This is a genomic window from Prosthecodimorpha hirschii, assembly GCF_001305515.1.
GTDB classification, from domain to species: Bacteria; Pseudomonadota; Alphaproteobacteria; order Rhizobiales; family Ancalomicrobiaceae; genus Prosthecodimorpha; species Prosthecodimorpha hirschii.
Genome location: NZ_LJYW01000001.1, coordinates 4,575,057 through 4,592,988, shown reverse-complemented (window position 1 = coordinate 4,592,988; position 17,932 = coordinate 4,575,057). Strand labels below are relative to the sequence as shown.

At 68.9% G+C, this 17,932-nt stretch carries 14 protein-coding genes; 10 read left to right on the top strand and 4 right to left on the bottom strand.

The window, feature by feature from the left end:
• The 6 genes from ABB55_RS29910 (at position 1) to ABB55_RS20175 (ending at position 5,007) form a co-directional block, all read left to right on the top strand.
• Entirely contained in the window at positions 1–189 is a 189-nt protein-coding gene (locus ABB55_RS29910; RefSeq protein ID WP_140939921.1) for a hypothetical protein, read from the top strand.
• Entirely contained in the window at positions 190–795 is a 606-nt protein-coding gene (locus tag ABB55_RS20195) for a cytochrome c oxidase assembly protein (RefSeq protein ID WP_054360415.1), read from the top strand.
• A gap of 35 nt (positions 796–830) precedes the next feature.
• Entirely contained in the window at positions 831–1,700 is an 870-nt protein-coding gene (locus ABB55_RS20190; RefSeq protein ID WP_054360414.1) for a cytochrome c oxidase subunit 3, read from the top strand.
• Positions 1,701–1,886: 186 nt separating this feature from the next.
• Positions 1,887–2,261 (top strand): DUF983 domain-containing protein, encoded by a 375-nt coding sequence (locus tag ABB55_RS20185; protein WP_054362194.1) that lies wholly within the window; start codon positions 1,887–1,889, stop codon positions 2,259–2,261.
• A gap of 211 nt (positions 2,262–2,472) precedes the next feature.
• Positions 2,473–3,228 carry an SURF1 family protein gene (locus tag ABB55_RS20180; protein ID WP_054360413.1) on the top strand — a complete coding sequence of 252 codons (756 nt, stop codon included), beginning with the start codon at positions 2,473–2,475 and terminating at the stop codon, positions 3,226–3,228.
• Between the two features lie 192 nt (positions 3,229–3,420).
• Positions 3,421–5,007: a pyruvate kinase gene (locus ABB55_RS20175; protein ID WP_083463790.1), complete on the top strand. Its 1,587-nt coding sequence runs from the start codon at positions 3,421–3,423 to the stop codon at positions 5,005–5,007.
• A 159-nt stretch (positions 5,008–5,166) separates the two neighbouring features.
• On the opposite strand, the gene ABB55_RS20170 is transcribed toward ABB55_RS20175, so the two are convergent.
• The 4 genes from ABB55_RS20170 to thrC form a co-directional block, all read right to left on the bottom strand.
• Positions 5,167–8,052, bottom strand: a complete 2,886-nt coding sequence (locus tag ABB55_RS20170) for an EAL domain-containing protein (RefSeq protein ID WP_394367240.1) — start codon at positions 8,050–8,052, stop codon at positions 5,167–5,169.
• Positions 8,053–8,278: 226 nt separating this feature from the next.
• Positions 8,279–8,872 carry a GNAT family N-acetyltransferase gene (locus ABB55_RS20165; RefSeq protein ID WP_054360412.1) on the bottom strand — a complete coding sequence of 198 codons (594 nt, stop codon included), beginning with the start codon at positions 8,870–8,872 and terminating at the stop codon, positions 8,279–8,281.
• Positions 8,873–8,881: 9 nt separating this feature from the next.
• The gene (locus ABB55_RS20160; protein ID WP_244472190.1) at positions 8,882–10,120 is read right to left on the bottom strand and encodes a M16 family metallopeptidase; all 1,239 of its coding nucleotides are present in this window, start codon (positions 10,118–10,120) and stop codon (positions 8,882–8,884) included.
• Between the two features lie 75 nt (positions 10,121–10,195).
• On the bottom strand, positions 10,196–11,602 hold the full coding sequence (gene thrC, locus ABB55_RS20155; RefSeq protein ID WP_054362191.1) for a threonine synthase: 1,407 nt from the start codon (positions 11,600–11,602) through the stop codon (positions 10,196–10,198).
• 263 nt (positions 11,603–11,865) lie between these two features.
• On the opposite strand from thrC, the gene ABB55_RS20150 reads away from it, so the two are divergent.
• The 4 genes from ABB55_RS20150 (at position 11,866) to ABB55_RS20135 (ending at position 17,616) form a co-directional block, all read left to right on the top strand.
• Positions 11,866–12,612 (top strand): sulfite exporter TauE/SafE family protein, encoded by a 747-nt coding sequence (locus tag ABB55_RS20150; RefSeq protein WP_054362190.1) that lies wholly within the window; start codon positions 11,866–11,868, stop codon positions 12,610–12,612.
• A 79-nt stretch (positions 12,613–12,691) separates the two neighbouring features.
• A complete protein-coding gene (gene tldD / locus ABB55_RS20145) occupies positions 12,692–14,116 on the top strand; it encodes a metalloprotease TldD (RefSeq protein WP_054360410.1) in 1,425 nt (474 codons plus the stop codon).
• Positions 14,117–14,287: 171 nt separating this feature from the next.
• The gene (locus tag ABB55_RS20140; RefSeq protein WP_054360409.1) at positions 14,288–15,556 is read left to right on the top strand and encodes a caspase family protein; all 1,269 of its coding nucleotides are present in this window, start codon (positions 14,288–14,290) and stop codon (positions 15,554–15,556) included.
• A 206-nt stretch (positions 15,557–15,762) separates the two neighbouring features.
• Positions 15,763–17,616, top strand: a complete 1,854-nt coding sequence (locus ABB55_RS20135) for a monovalent cation:proton antiporter-2 (CPA2) family protein (protein WP_054360408.1) — start codon at positions 15,763–15,765, stop codon at positions 17,614–17,616.
• Positions 17,617–17,932 lie beyond the last annotated feature (316 nt).

Genomic DNA, 17,932 nt, shown 5'->3' with positions numbered 1-17,932 from the left:
ATGAGCGGTGCAGTGATGGGCGAGAACGACAAGATCGAACTGGACGGCGTCAAGCTGACCGAAGCGCAGCAGAAGCGGCGGCGGCAGCGCAATGTCGCGATCGCCGCGGTGCTCGTGTCGCTCGTCGTGATCTTCTATGTGGTGACCATCCTCAAGATGGGTCCCGGCATTCTGGCGAGGCCACTCTAGATGGCGACGACTGAAAACCTCCAATCCCGACCGGACGGCGCCAATCGCCGGGTGGCGATCGCCTGCGCGGCGCTGGTCGCCGGCATGACCGGCGCGGCCTTTGCGGCGGTGCCGTTTTACGAATGGTTCTGCAAGACCACCGGCTATGGCGGCACGCCGCTGACGGCATCGTCGGCGCCCGATCACGTCATCGAGCGCAGCTTCGAGATCCGGTTCGACGCCAACGTCAACGGTCTGCCCTGGCGCTTTACGCCGGAGACGCCGAGCGTGACGGTCAAGGCCGGCGCGGTCGAGACCGTCAACTACGTGATCGAAAACACCAGCGACCGCGAGACCTTCGGGCTCGCCGCCTACAATGTGACGCCGGATCTCTCCGGCGGCTACTTCACCAAGATGATCTGCTTCTGCTTCACCGAGCAGAAGCTCGCAGCCGGCGAGAAGCTCGTCGTGCCGGTGACGTTCTACGTCGATCCGCAGATCGACGGCGACAAGGACCTCACCATGCTGAAAACGATCACGCTGTCCTACACCTTCTTCCCGGCGAAGCCGAATACGTCCAAGCCGGTTGTCGGTTCCCTTTCGGGATCGACGCCGGAAAAGCTCTGAACCGCTGCCGACCATCAGGAATGACGGGGGAACCCATGGCCGAGGCCCATACCAAGAACCACGACTACCACCTCGTCGACCCGAGCCCCTGGCCGCTGGTCGCCTCCGTCGGCGCCTTCCTGATGGCGATCGGCGCGATCGGACTGTTCCGCTGGCTGAAGGCGGAAAGCGTCCCCCTGCTCGGCATCAACATCGCCAATCCGTGGATCTTCGCGATCGGCCTGATCGTGGTGCTCTACACCATGTATGCGTGGTGGGCGGACGTGGTGAAGGAGGCCCATCAGGGCCATCACACCCGCGTCGTCGCGCTGCACCTGCGCTACGGCATGATCATGTTCATCGCCTCCGAGGTGATGTTCTTCGTCGCCTGGTTCTGGGCCTATTTCGACGCCTCCCTGTTCGCCCACGAGGCCAAGCAGTTCGCGCGCGTCACCGCCACCGGCGGCGTCTGGCCGCCCCACGGCATCGAGACCTTCAATCCCTGGCACCTGCCGCTCCTGAACACGCTGATCCTGCTGACCTCCGGCACGACCGTGACCTGGGCGCATCATGCCCTGCTGCATGACGACCGCCAGGGCCTCAAGGCCGGCCTGTGGCTGACCGTGATCCTCGGCGCGATCTTCACCGTCTGCCAGGTCTACGAGTACAGCCACGCCCATTTCGGCTTCTCGGGCAACATCTACGGCGCCACCTTCTTCATGGCGACCGGCTTCCACGGCTTCCACGTCCTGGTCGGCACCATCTTCCTGGCGGTCTGCCTGATCCGCGCCTATCTCGGCCACTTCACCGCGAAGCAGCATTTCGGCTTCGAGGCGGCGGCCTGGTACTGGCACTTCGTCGACGTGGTCTGGCTGTTCCTGTTCGCCTGCATCTATGTCTGGGGTGCCGGCGCCGGCGCCCACTGATCCGATCCGCGGATCACGATCGTGCGATCTTCACACCCGGGCGGCTCCTCCGCCCGGGTGATTTCTTTCCGGCCTGCCCGATCCGGGTCGGTCCGCAACGATCCGCCCTCCCCTGCCGGCCGGAAAGGGAGTATGTCGGCGCCAGCGCCGCACCCGGCGCCGGGCCGCTGCAGCAAGGAGCCGCGCATGAGCTACCACTATCCGCCGCTCTCGCCCTTCTCGACCGGGCTCCGGTGCCGATGCCCGCGCTGCGGTCAGGGCAAGCTGTTTCAGGGCTTCCTCGATACCGCGCCGGCCTGCACGGTCTGCGGCCAGGACTACAAGTTCATCGATGCCGGTGACGGACCCGCCGTGTTCGTCATCCTGATCGTCGGTTTCATCGTGGTCGGCGCGGCCCTGGTGGTCGAGGTCAAGTACCAGCCGCCGATGTGGGTGCACATGTCGATCTGGATGCCGCTGATCCTGATCCTGTCGCTCGGCATGCTGCGCCCGTTGAAGGCGCTTCTGATCGCGCTGCAATATGTCAACAAGGCCCGCGAAGGCCGGCTCGCCGACGAGTGATACCGACGGTCATGGAATGATCGTCGGTATTCGATACGCGAATTTCTCATGCCTCTGACGCCGATGAGACATTCGCGTTGCTTCAACGGCCCGATGCGTCAGCATCCTGGGCCGTTGCTATGAGTGCGCGCCGAAGCCGATCGGCGGGGCCGCATCCGCGCCTGCCCGTGCCGGCCGTGCGCCCCTGACCGGGTCCAATGCAGGAACGCCGATGTCCCGTCTCCGCCTCGTGCTCTGGCCGACCCTCGCCGCCGCTGTCGTGTTTGCGATCCTGGTCGCGCTTGGCAACTGGCAGATGGACCGGCTCGCCTGGAAGGAGGCGATGATGGGGCGGGTCAAGACGCGCATCACGCTGCCGGCCGAGAACCTGCCGCCGGAACCGGTCTGGCCCGCGATCGACGCGGACGCCAAGGACTATGCCGCCGCGCGCGTCACCGGGCGCTTCCTGAACGACAAGGAGGTCCACGTCTTCCACACCCTGGTCAATCCGAAGGGCCGCCTGTCGGGCCAGGGCTATTTCGTGGTGACGCCGCTCCTGCGCGACGACGGCAGCGTGATCGTCGTCAATCGCGGCTTCGTGCCGCTCGACCGCAAGATGCCGGCCAGCCGGCCCGGCAGCCAGATCGAAGGCGAGACCACCGTCGAAGGCCTCTTGCGCCGCCCCGAAGGCAGCAACCTGTTCACCCCCGCGAACGACCGCGCCAACAATGTCTGGTTCACCCGCGACGCGCGTGAGATCGCCCGCGCCGCCGGTCTCGACCCGGCCCGCACCTTTCCGCTGACCCTCGATGCGGCCGCCGCGCAGACCCCGCCCGGCGGTCTGCCGCAAGCCGGCGAGACGCTCGTCACCTTCACCAACAATCATTGGCAATATGCGCTGACCTGGTACGGACTGGCCGCGACGCTTGCCGGCGTCTGGCTCGCCTTCGTGATCGGCCGCTTGCGGCGGCCCCCCGCCGGGAGCTGAGGCGCCGTCCCGCCCGGACTGCCGGACGAGACTATCGGGCCGGAGGAGACTTTCGGGACCATCGAGCCGTCGGGCGGCACCGGCCCTCCGGTCGGGTCGAATACGGATGACGGGGCTTCGGGCGATGACACCCATGCTCCTGTCATGCTCTGCAGGGATGCTCATGCATCTTCCTTCGAGCCAGGCGAGCCCATGCCGCGCAAGTCCACCTCCGCCGCCCCCGCAGTCTCCTCCCCCGCTGCCCCCTCCCCTGCCGCCACCGTCCTTCCGTCCGTCTCCGTCGCTGCCGCATCGCCAAGCCCGGCGGCCGCGCCGGTTCATGCGGGCGCCCTCTCCGGCCTGCTCGACGACGTCCTGGCCCTGCGCGGCCGGGTTCTCGAGGAGGCCGGCGGCCTGATCGGGCGCTTCGCCGGGCCGGCGACAGCGGACGACCCCGGGGTCGTCAACCTCGCCCACTATCTGGCCGTCCGCCACCACGACCTGCGCGACCTGCAGCGCCGCCTGATGCGGCACGGCCTGTCGTCGCTCGGCCGCATGGAGGGCCGCGTGCTGCCGACCCTCGACGCCGTGGCCTTCGCGCTGGCGGCGCTGGCCGGCCGTCCGGCCCCGGTGGAGGAGCCGACCGAGGCCGCTTTCTTCGCCGGCGAAACCGCCCTCGCCGTCCATACGGAGGCCCTCCTCGGTGCGCCGCGCCCGCATCGGCGCGGACGGATCATGGTCACCCTGCCGGGCGAGGCGGCCGACGACGGCGCCCTGGCCGACCGCCTGGTCGCGGCCGGCATGGACGTGGCGCGCATCAACTGCGCCCATGACGATCCCGACGCCTGGCGCCGGATGGCCGGCCATGTCCGCGCCGCCGCCGCGCGCAGCGGCCGCGCCGTGCCGATCCTGATGGACATCGCCGGCCCGAAGATCCGGACCGGCGCGGTCGCGGTACACGACAAGGGCCGGCTCGTGCCCGGCTCGAACCTGGTTCTGATCGCCGAGGGCACGCCGGAGGCCGGCAAGCACGAGCCCTTCGTGGCGGCGGTCTCGCTGCCCGAGATCGTGCGCCGGCTCTCGGTCGGCGACCGGGTCCGCTACGACGACGGCAAGGTCGAGGCAGTGGTCGAGGCGGTCTCGGAGGACCGGGCGCGCCTGCATGTCCTGCGCGCCAAGACCGGCGGCGCCAAGCTGAAGCCCGAGAAGGGTCTGAACCTGCCCGACACCGCGCTCGGCCTGTCGCCCCTGACCGACAAGGACGCGGCCGACCTCGAGGCCGTGATCGCGATCGCCGACATGATCGGCTATTCCTGCGTCAGCCACGCGGCCGACATCGACCTTCTGGAGGACATGCTGGCGGCCCGCAATGCCAGCGCCAAGCCGCTCGGCCTGATCGCCAAGATCGAGCGGCCCGAGGCGGTCGCCAACCTGCCGGCATTGATCGCCCGGGCCGCGGGACGCCGCCCGTTCGGCGTCATGATCGCGCGCGGCGACCTGGCGGCGGAGATCGGCTTCGAGCGGCTGGCCGAAATGCAGGAGGAGATCCTCTGGATCTGCGAGGCCGCCCGGGTGCCGGCCATCTGGGCGACCCAGGTCCTGGAGGATCTGGTCAAGGACGGCGTGCCGTCGCGCGGCGAGATGACCGATGCCGCCATGGCGGCCCGCGCCGAATGCGTCATGCTCAACAAGGGGCCGGAGGTGGTCGCGGCGGTCGAACTGCTCGACCGCCTGATCGGCCGCATGGGCGACCACTTCACCAAGAAGACCCCGACCCTGCGGGCCTTGAAGAGCTGGTAGCCACCGGCTGCGCAGACCGGGTTGCGGGCGGCCTCCGCCCGCGACTACGCCCCCGCCCGATCGCCGGTCTTCGACCCTAGGTCACGGCGGAAGCCTGCCGCCCCTGGCCTCTCCCCGCGCCGGATGACGTGATCCGTGCGGTTCGGGGGCGGCGGCCTGCTACTGCGCGGCGACGCGCTGCCGGCGGTCGAGCAGGCGGCGGACCTCTTCGGGCGGGATCGGCTGGCCGTAGTGGAAGCCCTGGGCATAGTCGCAGCCGAGCAGCTTCAGTTCCTTGGCCTGCTCCTCGGTCTCCACCCCTTCGGCGACGACGCTCATGCCGAGGTCGCGGCCGAGGCCGACGATCGTCTTCAGGAGCAGCGGCCGTTCCTTGCCGTCGCCGCGCACGAAGGACTGGTCGATCTTGATCGTGTCGAACGGGAAGCGCTGCAGATAGGACAGCGACGAATAGCCGGTGCCGAAGTCGTCGAGCGCCAGGCTGGCACCGAGTTCCTTGATCCGGATCAGCACCTTGGCGGTGTATTCCGGATTCTCCATGACGAGGCTTTCGGTCACCTCGATCTTGAGCGAGCCGCGCGCGAGATCGACGCGCGACATGACCGACTTCACGTCGTTGATCAGATCGTGGCGGATCAGCTGCCGGCTCGACACGTTGACGCTGGCGAAGAGCGGCGGGTCCTGCTCGAACTCCTCCTGCCACTGCGACAGCTGCCGGGCGGTCTTGTCGAGCACGAACAGGCCGAGCGGGATGATCAGGCCGGTGCGTTCGGCGATGGAGATGAATTCCTGCGGCGGCACGCGGCCGCGCTTGGGATGGTCCCAGCGCACCAGCGCCTCGAAGCCGGCGATGCGGTTCTCCGCGATCGACAGGATCGGCTGGTAGAGGATGCGGATCTCCTCCTTCTCGATCGCCTTGCGCAGGTCCGCCTCCATGGTCAGCGCATCGCCGCCATGGGTGCGGAGCGACGGACGGAAGGCTTCGAGCCGGTCGCCGCCGAGCCGCTTGGCATGGTGCATGGCGATCTCGGCATCCTTGACCAGTTCGTCCTCCTTGCGGCTCTGGCCGTCATAGACGGCGATGCCGATCGAGGCGGTCAGGAAGATCTCGCGCTCGCCGAAGGTGATCGGCGCCCGGATGGCGCGGCGGATCGAATCGGCGAAGGCGGCGACCCGTTCGGGGTCCTGCTCGGAGATCAGCACGATGCCGAACTGGTCGCCGGAGATGCGCGCCAGGCTGTCCTGCGGCTTCAGCTGACGGGCGAGCCGCCGGGCGACGGTCAGCAGCATGGAATCGCCGACCGACAGGCCGAGGCTGTCGTTGACCTGCTTGAAGCGGTCGATGTCGAGCACCAGGATCGACGGCCGCCCGGTCCCGTCGGCGCGCGAGCGGGCCAGCGCCGCGATGATGCGGTCGAGGAACAGCTCGCGGTTCGGCAGGCCGGTCAGGTTGTCGTGGACGGCGTCGTGCAGCAGCCGTTCCTCGGTGGTGCGCGCATCGGTCACGTCGAGCAGGGTGCCGACGCAGCGGCCGACCTCGCCGTCGCCGCCGAGCACGGGCCGCGCGCGCAGCTGGAACCAGCGGAAATGGCCATCCTCGCAGCGCAGCCGGAAGGCCAGCGAGACGCGGCCGCGGCGCTGCTCGACGACGGCGTCGAGGGTGGTGCGGAAACGGTCGCGATCCTGCGGATGCAGGATCTCGAGCCAGCCGCGCGCGGGGCCCTCCAGCGTGCCGGGCTCGACGCCGAGAATGTCCTCGGTCTCCGGGCTGGTCCAGATGTGGTCGCGCGCCACGTCCCAGTCCCAGATCATGTCGCCGGAGCCGACCAGCGCCAGCGCGCGGCGCTCCACGTCGCCGATCACGCCCGGCCCCATGGCGGCGCCCGTGAAGGCATGCTGCATGACCGTGAAGCCGATCAGCATCACGATCAGCACCAGCCCGCCGGCCAGCGCCGGCTGCACGACATCGTTGACGAGGCTGCCCGACACGGTCAGGCCGGCGGCGATCAGCCAGAAGATCAGCAGGATCCAGGTCGGGATCAGCATGAAGGCGCGGTCGAAACCGTGCGCCGCCATGTAGGCGATCAGGCCGGCGCCGACCACGGCGACGATGGCCAGCGCGAGCCGGGCGATCGAGGCGGCCAGCACCGGATCGATCACCGCGACGCCGACCAGACCGAGCAGGATCACGATCGAGGCGGCGGCGACGTGGCTGTAGCTGACATGCCAGCGGTTGAGGTTCAGATAGCCGTAGAGGAACAGCACCAGCGTGGTGGCGATCATCACCTCCGCGCTCGCCCGATAGGCCTGGTCGGACCCGGGCGGGACCCGGAACACCTTGCCCCAGAAGCCGAAATCGATGCACAGATAGGCCAGCACCGCCCAGGCGAGGCCGGCCGTGGCCGGGAACATGATGGTGCCGCGGACCACGAACAGGATGGTCAGGAACAGCGCGAGCAGGCCGGAAATGCCGAGGATGATGCCGCGATAGAGCGTGAAGGCGTTGACCGTGTCCTTGTAGGCGTCCGGCTGCCACAAGAGGAGCCGCGGCAGGCTGGACGTCTTCATTTCGACGATGAAGGTCACCACCGTGCGCGGATCGAGCGTGATCTGAAAGACGTCCGCCTCGTTGGAGGCCTGCCGTTCCGGCGCGAAACCCTGGCTGGTCGAGATGGAGACGATCCGGCTCGACCCGAGATCGGGCGAGACGAGGCCGGAACCGGCCAGCCGGAAGAAGGGTGCGACCAGGAGCCGGTCGATCTGCTCGTCGGAATTGTTGCGCAGCGCGAAGACGAACCAGTCGGTGTCGGACGCGCCCTGGCGCGAGGAGCGCACCTCGATGCGGCGCACGATACCGTCGGGACCCGGTGCGGTCGAAACCTGCAGGCGGTCGCCGGCATCCATGCGGAACTCGACCAGCCCGGTAATGTCCAGTGCCGGCTTGTCCACCGCCACGTCGATCGGCTCCAACGCCCATGCCGGAGCGGTCCCGGCGATCCCGGCCACCGCCAGGATCAGCCAGACCAGGGCACGGATGACGACGCCCAGAACCGGACCGCTCGTGCGGATGCCGCTCTCTCGCGTCGCCTCAGTCGCGCACGTTGAAAACACTCGAACTCCCGGCCTGATGATCGGAGCCAAGCCGAAACCGAATCAGCATCCGGCGCCGGTTCGCTCGTCGATGAGACGTGGTGCAGAGTTACCGGCTCCGCGCATCGACCACAAGCGGCCCGGTCGGACGCAGCCGCCTCGGATCCGGTCCGGACGGACATATTCAGCGCCGCGTCTGGTACCAGTCCTCGTCGACCATGGCGAAGAGCAGGTGGTCCTGCCAGTAGCCGTTGATGCACAGATAACGGCGGGCGTATCCCTCGCGGGTGAATCCGACCTTTTCGAGGAGCGCGATCGAGGCCGCGTTGGAGGGCAGGCAGGCGGCCTCGATCCGATGCAGCCGCAGCGTCTGGAAGCCGTAGGGCAGCACGGCGCGCACGGCCGCGGTCATCAGGCCGCGGCCGGCATGGGGCTGCCCCATCCAGTAGCCGAGCGAGCAGGACTGGGTCACGCCGCGCCGGATATAGGCGAGCGTCAGGCCGCCGAGCAGGGCGTGGTCATGGGCGCGGAACAGGAAGAACGGATAGCCGTGGTCGGCACGGATCTCCTGCTGGTAGCGCTTGATGCGGCGCCGGAAGGCGGCCTTGTCCAGATCGTCGACCGGCCAGGTCGGCTCCCAGGGCGACAGGAAGCTGCGGCTCTGTTCGCGCAAGGACGCCCAGGCGGTGTGATCGCCGAGCGCGGGGCTGCGCAGATAGAAGCCGTCCCCCCTGATGATCGGGACCGGTTCGAAGGCGGATGCCCGCAGGAAGGCCATGCCGCCGCCTCACGCAGCCTTGCGCGGCGAACCCATCCGGCGTGCGACCAGATCGGGATCGACGGACACGTCGGGCGGCCCGATCACGGCGACGGTCGGCGGAGACCCGGCGAAGATGTCCGCGGCGAGACGCCGGACCTGCTCGACGCCGACCTCGTCGATCCGCGCGATGATCTCGCGCGCGGTCAGCGGCCGTCCATGGATCAGCATCTGGCGCGACAGCGAGCTGGCGCGCGAGGTCGGGCTTTCGAGGCTCATCAGCAGGCCGGCACGCATCTGCGCCTTGGCGCGGGCGACCTCGTCGGCGGCCAGATCGCCCGAAATGCGCTCGATCTCGCCGAGCATCAGCGGCACCAGTTCGTCGACATCGCCCTCCCCGGTCGCGGCGTGGACGCCGAACAGACCGGTATCGGCATAGCCCCAGTGGAAGGCCGAGATCGAATAGCAGAGGCCGCGCTTCTCGCGCACCTCCTGGAACAGGCGCGAGGACATGCCGCCGCCGAGCGTGGCGGCGAGCACCTGGGCGGCATAGTGATCCGGCGAGGTGTAGTGGCGCCCCTCGAAGCCGAGCGTGATCTGCACCTCGTGCAGGTCGCGCTCCTCGCGCCAGCTGCCGCCGTGATAGGTCGCGGTCTCGATCGCCGGCGCCGCGCCGTTGCCGATGCCGCCGAAGCGCTCCTCGGCCAGGCGCAACACATCGTCATGCTCGATGCCGCCGGCGGCGGCGAGCACCATGACGGGGCCGCGATAATGCCCGCCGAGATAGCCGGCAAGCGCCTCCGGGGTGAAGCCCTTGACGGTCTCGGGCGTGCCGAGGATCGGCCGGCCGATCGGCTGGCCCGGAAAGGCCGACTGCTGCAGCTGGTCGAAGACGTGGTCCTCGGGCATGTCGTAGGCGGCGCCGATCTCCTGCAGGATGACGTGCTGCTCGCGCTCCAACTCGCCCGGGTCGAACACCGATTCGGTCAGGATGTCGGACAGGATGTCGACGGCGAGCGGCAGGTCGCCCTTGAGGATGCGGGCGTAGTAGGCGGTCGTCTCGACCGAGGTGGCGGCGTTGATCTCGCCGCCGACCGCCTCGATCTCCTCGGCGATCTGGCGGGCGTTGCGGCGGCGCGTCCCCTTGAAGGCCATGTGCTCGAGGAGATGCGAGATGCCGTGCTCCTCGGGACGCTCGGACCGGGCGCCGGCGCCGACCCAGACGCCGACGGTCGCCGATTCCAGATGCGGCATGGTCTCCGTGACCACAGCCAATCCGTTCGGGAGCCTCGAGACCTCAACCGCCATATCGTCTCCGTTTCCTCCGCCGGGTCTTTGCGCCCGTCAGTACCCGACCTTGATGGCCCGGGTCTTCGATTCGATCACCTTCTCGATCGTGACCAGTTCCGCCGGCACATGCACCATATTCTCCTCGCGGCGCATGATGTGGGCGAGCCAGTTCGGCAGATGCGGCATGATACCCGAAGCCTGCTGGACCGCCTCCGGGAATTTAGCCGGATGCGCCGTCGCCAGCGTGATCATCGGCACGCCGCGTTCCAGATGCTCGTTGGCCACCGCCAGGCCGACCGCGGTATGCGGGTCGGCCAGATAGCCGAGCCGGCTGTAGGTCTCCGCGATGGTGCGCGCCGTCACGGCGCCGTCGGCGCGGCCGGAGGCGAACACGGTGCGCATGTGCTCCATGGCCGGGCCGGGGATCGAGAAGGTCCGCGCCTGCGCCATCTCGTGCATCATGCGGCGCACCTGCGCGGCGTCGCGGCCGGTCGCCTCGAACAGGAGCCGCTCGAAATTCGACGAGATCTGGATGTCCATCGACGGCGAGGTCGAGGGGATCACCTCGCGCAGCTCGTAGGCGCCGGTCTTCAGCGTCCGGTCCAGGATGTCGTTGACGTTGGTGGCGATGACCAGCTTGCGGATCGGCAGGCCCATGCGCATCGCCACATAGGCGGCGAAGATGTCGCCGAAATTGCCGGTCGGCACGGTGAAGGAGACCGGCCGGTAGGGCGCGCCGAGCGTGGCGCCGGCGACGAAATAGTAGACCACCTGCGCGACGATGCGCGCCCAGTTGATCGAGTTGATGCCCGACAGCGAGACCCGGTCGCGGAACGAGAAGTGGTTGAACATCCCCTTCACGATCGCCTGTGCGTCGTCGAAGGTGCCCTCGACCGCGAGCGCATGCACGTTCGGATCGTCGACCGTGGTCATCTGGCGCTGCTGCACCGGCGAGACGCGGCCCTTCGGGAACAGGATGAAGATGTCGGTCCGCTCGCGGCCGCGGAAGGCCTCGATCGCCGCGCCGCCGGTATCGCCCGAGGTCGCGCCGACGATGGTCGCCCGCTCCCCGCGCCGCTCGAGGACATAGTCCATCACCCGCGACAGGAACTGCATGGCGACGTCCTTGAAGGCCAGCGTCGGCCCGTGGAACAGCTCCATGATGAAATGGTTGGGGGCGATCTGGATCAGCGGCGTCACGGCCGGATGCCGGAACACCGAATAGGCCTCGTCGATGATGCGGCGCAGGTCGACCTGGCTGATCTCCGGGTCGATGAAGGGATGCATCACCCGGAAGGCGACTTCCGAATAGGGCTGCCCGGCAAAACCGGCAATGGTCGCGGGCGTCAGGGTCGGCCAGGTCTCCGGGACATAGAGCCCGCCGTCGCGCGCGAGGCCGGCGAGCAGGACTTCCGAAAAGCCGAGAATGGGCGCGTCGCCGCGCGTCGAGACGTACCGCAAGATCAGGTCCCCGATGAGATGCCGCACCGACGGTCCGGCCGGACGGTCCGAAGCCGTCGCATCGGAGCGGCACCGTAGAATCGCGGCGACGCCCCGGCAAGGGCGAACACGATCCCGGCGGCACGGCGGCGGCCTGCCCCGCCCCCGGCCGGCGCGGGGCTGCCCTGATGGGAAAAATCCTTGAGCCGGGGCCGTCCGTCGCGGTAGGTCGCAGGGCGCGCGCCGCTCCGGCGCGCAATCCCGAGGGTCTTCCCGTGTCCGACATGACGATGATCGCGATCATTGCGATCGGGGCGGCGCTCGCCGGCTTCGTGCAGGGGCTGTCGGGCTTCGCCTTCGCGCTGGTCGCGGCCGCGGTCTGGGCCTGGGCGGTACCGCCGCAACTGGTCGCGCCGATGCTGGTCTTCGGTGCGCTGCTCGGCCAGCTGCTGGCCGCGCCGAGCATGCTCAAGGGCTTCAGCCTGAAGGCGACGGCGCCCTTCGTCATCGGCGGTTGGATCGGCGTGCCGCTCGGGGTGGCGATCCTGCCGCATGTCGATCCGGTCTGGTTCAAGGCCGGCGTCGGCAGCTTCCTGGTCACCTATTGCCCGGTCATGCTGATCGCCGCCGGCCTGCCGCGCCTGCGGCTGCGCGCCGTCGCGGCGGACGGCGTGGCCGGCTTCTCCGGCGGCGTGCTCGGCGGCATTGCCGGCATGGCCGGCTCGATGCCGACGCTGTGGTGCGTGATCACCGGCCGCGAACGGCACGAAAGCCGCTCGATCCTGCAGGTCTTCAACATCGCCATGCATTCGGCGACGCTGACCGGCTACTTCCTGACCGGCACGCTGAAGGCCGAATCCGCCAAGTGGTTCCTGGTCGTCGCCCCGGCCATGCTGGTGCCGACCTTCCTGGGCGCGAAGCTCTATCACTCGATCAGCGACACGGCCTTCCGCCGCGTGGTCTTGGTTCTCCTGACGCTGTCCGGCGCCATGCTGCTCGCCGGCTCGGTGCCGGCGCTCCTGGCGCGGTAACGCTTCCGCCGCCGGTCGGGTGCAATTCGCCGCGCGAAGACCTATCTTGGCTCGAGCTGTCTCCCGCCACGGACCGACCATGACCCATCACGCCGTCGATCTCTTCGCCGCCACCGGCCTCGATCTCGAAACCGCACGCCGCCTGACGGCGGAGGCGACCGAGGGGGCGGATGACGGCGAGCTGTTTCTCGAATATCGGCAGTCCGAAGCGCTGGTCTTCGACAATGGGCGGCTGAAATCGGCCAATTTCGACACCACCCAGGGCTTCGGCCTGCGCTCGGTGGTCGGCGAGGCGGCCGGCTTCGCGCATTCGGGCGAGGTCTCGGAGGCCGCGTTGCGGCGCGCTGCGGACGCCGTCAAGGCGGTGCGCGGCGGCTATTCGGGCAGCTATGCGGCCGCGCCGCCGCGGACCAATGTCCGGCTCTATGGCGAGGAAAACCCGCTCGTCGCCCCCTCCTTCGAGGAGAAGGCGAAGCTCCTCACCGAGATCGACGCCTTCGCGCGGGCCCGCGATCCGCGCGTCCGGCAGGTGACGGTCTCGCTCGCCGGCTCCTGGCAGGTGGTCGAGATCCTGCGCGCCGACGGGCACCGGGTACGCGACGTGCGCCCGCTGGTCCGCTTCAACGTCAACATCGTCGTCGGCGAGGGCGACCGGCAGGAATCCGGCGGCCACGGCATGGGCGGGCGCGAGGGCTTCGGCCAGTTCATCGCGTCCGGCTCCTGGCACGAGGCGGTCGAGAAGGCGCTCGCCGAGGCGCTGACCAATCTCGACGCCATCCCGGCGCCGGCCGGCACCTTCGATGTGGTGCTCGGACCGGGCTGGCCGGGCGTGATGCTGCACGAGGCGGTCGGCCACGGCCTCGAAGGCGACTTCAACCGCAAGAAGACCTCGGCCTTCGCGGGCCTGCTCGGCCAGCGCGTCGCCGCGCCGGGCGTCACCGTGGTCGACGACGGCACGCTGGCGGCGCGGCGCGGCTCGCTCTCGGTCGACGACGAGGGCACGCCGACCAACTGCACCACCCTGATCGAGGACGGCATCCTGGTCGGCTACATGCAGGACCGGCAGAATGCGCGCCTGATGGGCATGAAGCCGACCGGCAACGGCCGGCGCGAATCCTTCGCCCATATCCCGATGCCGCGCATGACCAACACCTACATGCTGGCCGGCAGCCTCGCGCCGGAAGAGATCATCGGCTCGGTCAAGAACGGCATCTACGCGGTCTCGTTCGGCGGCGGCCAGGTCGACATCACCTCCGGCAAGTTCGTGTTCGGCTGCACCGAGGCCTACATGATCGAGAACGGCAGGATCGGCCGCCCGATCAAGGGCGCCATGCTGATCGGCAACGGCCCGGACGCGATGACCCGCATCCGGATGGTCGGCAACGACCTCGCCCTCGACCGCGGCATCGGCACCTGCGGCAAGGCCGGCCAGGGCGTCCCCGTCGGCATCGGCCAGCCGACCCTGCGCATGGACGCGATCACGGTCGGCGGCACGCAGGCCTGAACGGCCGGGAGTGGGAGTGGGGTCGGCGGCGAGGGGTAAGGCGACCGGGCATCTGCAACGGGGCGGCAAAATCCGGCGCCATTCCCGCCAAAGCGTTTGGATGGTCTTGCGGCGGCGTGTGTCATGCCGCCACACTCTGCGGAGTTGCTTTGTTCTTTGCGGAGCTCTCCGATGCTCGGACGCCTCATCGCGGTCATGGCCGTTTGGCTTTTTGCGTACCAGAGTGACCCCGTTTTCGCGGCCGGCCGCGCGGCGCTTCTGATCGGCAATGGAGCCTATCAGGTCGGCGCCCTCGCCAATCCGGCGCGGGATGTCGCGACCTTAAAGTCGGCTCTGGAGAAAGCCGGGTTCGACGTGATCGAAGCCCGCACCGATCTGGATCGTAAGGGCATGCTGCAGGCACTCGACGCGTTCGAGTCCCGGGCGCGGAACGCCGACGTGGCACTGGTCTACTATTCGGGCCACGGCATCGAGATCGGGGGAACCAACTATCTGGTTCCGGTGGACGCGCAGCTTCAATCGGACCGCGACGTGAAGTACGAGGCCCTGGCGCTGGACGATATCCTGGCGGCGGCCGAGGGGGCGGCCAAACTGAAGCTCATCCTGCTGGATGCCTGCCGGGACAATCCCTTCGCGGGAGCGATGCGCCGGGTCCAGACGCGCGGCGCGTTCACGCGCGGGCTTGCCCGAACGGAAGCAGCCACTCCGAACACCATCATCGCCTATGCGACCGCTCCGGGGCGGGTCGCCCTGGACGGGACCGGCGCCAACAGCCCGTTTGCCGCGGCCCTCGTGAGGCACCTCCTGACGCCGGGCCTGGACGTACGCCTCGCCCTCGGCCTCGTCCGGGACGATGTCATCGAGGCAACCCGAACCTCGCCGGAACCCCAGACGCCCTATGTCTCGGGCACGGTCGGCGGCGAGGCCGTATCGGTCGCCCCCGCAACGGGCGAGACCGTCAAACCGAACACGGAAGTGATCGCCCTCCCGCCGAAGCTCGATCCCGACCGGCACGCCCGCGAAGATTTCGACCGGGCCCGCTCCGTCAATTCCCTCGCAGCCTGGGAGGCCTTCCTGCGGCACTATCCGACCGGGCTCCTGGCCGATCTCGCCCGTGCCGAGCGGGACAAGCTGACGGCAGCCGCTTCGGCCGGAAAGCCGGTCGGCCCGGCCGTGGCATCCAAGCCGGAGGCATCCAAGCCGGGGGCATCGAAGCCCGCGGCACCGGCCCGTGTGGTGGCATCCCGGGACACCCGAGCCGTGACCCGATCCGTCGAGCCGACAAGGCGCTCGGATCGGCCAGACCCGACGATGTACTCGCGTTCGGTTTGGGGCAAGCACACGCTCGAAGGCCAGCCCGCGACGGCCAAGACGGCCCATGGCACCCTGTATTGCCTTCCGGGACGCGGCCAGGGCCGCCAGTGCCGTTGGCTCGACTAGCTGGCCGGTCACGGACCGGGACCACGGTTCGGCGTTTCGCAAGCGGGATCGGCACCCTATAGTACGGGTTTCCCCTAGAGCATTTCCCGATCGGATGGGATCATCCCATCGAAAAGGAAATGCTCCCGATTCAATGGCTTGAGCCGGTCCTTTCCGGTCGGATCGGTGCGATCTGACCGGGGACAGGCTCTAGGACCGGAGACCGCATGGCCGCCGAAGCCTCTGCGACTGCCCTCGTCACATCCCCGCTCGTCCTGCTCGCCGCCGCGGTGGTGGCGGTGCCGATCTTCAAGCGCCTCGGCCTCGGCTCGGTGGTCGGCTATCTGGCCGCCGGCGTCGCGATCGGGCCGCAGGTGCTGGCCCTGTTCGGCGATCCGGGCGCGATCCTGCATGTCGCCGAACTCGGCGTGGTGATGTTCCTGTTCCTGATCGGGCTGGAACTGGAGCCGCAGCGGCTGTGGTCCATGCGCCGCAACATCTTCGGGCTCGGCAGCGTGCAGATTCTCGCCGCCGGCCTCGGCGTCGGCGCGGCGCTCTATTACGGGCTCGGCACGCCCTGGCGGGTGGCGGTGATCGTCGGCGCCGGGCTCGCCCTATCGTCGACCGCCATCGTCATGCAGATGCTCGAAGAGCGCGGCGAGACGCGCACGCCCGCCGGCGAGAAGGCCTTCGCGATCCTCTTGATGCAGGATCTGGCCATCGTGCCGCTGCTCGCGCTCGTCACGCTGGTCGCGCCGCAGACCGGCGAGACCGGCGACGGCTTCCTGCTCGCCGCCGGCAAGATGGTCGGCGCGGTCGTCGTCGTGGTGGTCGCCGGGCGCTACCTGCTGAACCCGATGTTCCGCTTCCTGGCGGCGGCCGAGGCGCGCGAGATCATGACCGCCGCGGCCCTGATGATCGTGCTCGGCGCCGCCGCCGCGATGGCGCTCGCCGGCCTTTCGATGGCGATGGGCGCGTTCCTGGCCGGAGTCATGCTGGCCGAATCGAATTTCCGCCACCAGCTCGCCGCCGATGTCGAACCCTTCCGCGGCATCCTGATGGGGTTGTTTTTCCTGTCGGTCGGCATGACGGTCGACCTCTCGGTGATCACCGCCGACTGGCGCCTGGTCCTGGGCGGGCTGATCGCGCTGCTGATGGCCAAGTTCGTCACCGTGCATCTGGCCGTGCGGCTGTTCGGCGGCGGCCGCGGCGAGGCCATGCAGGTCTCCGCGCTCCTGATCCAGGGCGGCGAGTTCGGCTTCGTACTCTACCAGAGCGCCGCGGTCTCCGGCGCCATCACCGAGCGCTCGGCCTCGATCGCGGTCGCCGTGACCACGCTGTCCATGGCGCTGACGCCGCTGGTCGTCGCGGCCATCGACCGGCTGCGGCCGAAGCCCGGCGAGGACAGCATCGAGGAAGACTTCAGCGACGTGCGCGGCTCGGTGCTGCTGGTCGGCTTCGGCCGGTTCGGCCAGATCGTCTCGCAGCTCCTGCTCGCCAACGGCACCGAAGTCACCATCATCGACAACGACACCGAGATGATCCGGTCGGCCGCCCGATTCGGCTTCCGCATCTACTATGGCGACGGCACGCGGCTCGACGTGCTGCGCGCGGCCGGTGCCGAGCGGGCCGAACTGATCGTGGTGGCGACCGACGGGCGCGAGACGACCGACCGGGTCGTCGACCTGATCCAGGCGGAATTCCCCAACGCCCGCCTCTTCGTGCGCGCCTTCGACCGCGGCCATACCCTGTCGCTGAAGGCCCGCAACGTCGAATTCGAGATCCGCGAGACCTACGAATCGGCGCTCGCCTTCGGCCGCGCCACCCTGATCGGGCTCGGCCTCGACCCGGACGCGGCCTCCGATCTGGCCGAGCAGGTCCGTCAGCGCGACCGGACCCGCCTCGCCCTGCAGGAGGCCGGCGGAATCATGGCCGGCCGTGGCGCCATGCTGACCGAACCGTCGAAACCGGCCGAACCGACACCGGAGCCGCTGATCGAGCCGAAGCGGCCGTCCCGGGCGCTCACCATCGAGACAGAGAGCGTCGCCCGCACCGAGAAGGTCGCAAGCGGCAGCCGGTGACCGGCGCAGGTGTGTCATACATGCAACTTGCCCTACCGAAGAGGGAGCCGAGGGGCGAAAGCGGTGCGGTCGATGCTGCCGGATTGTTTTCAGCGCCGTTCGACATGCTAGTCTCCGAGTCGTCCAGCTTTTTGGGGGAAATCACCATGAAGATCGTTCGTATCGCTCTCGTCGCTCTCGTCGCCGCCGCCGGCCTCTCGGTCGCTGGCTGCGCCAAGGCTCCGGCCCCGGCTCCGGCGGTCGTGAAGGGCTGATTTCGGCGGGGCGCACGCGAAAGCGGCCCCCACCGCATTCATCTCGGAATTCGGAATCGCTT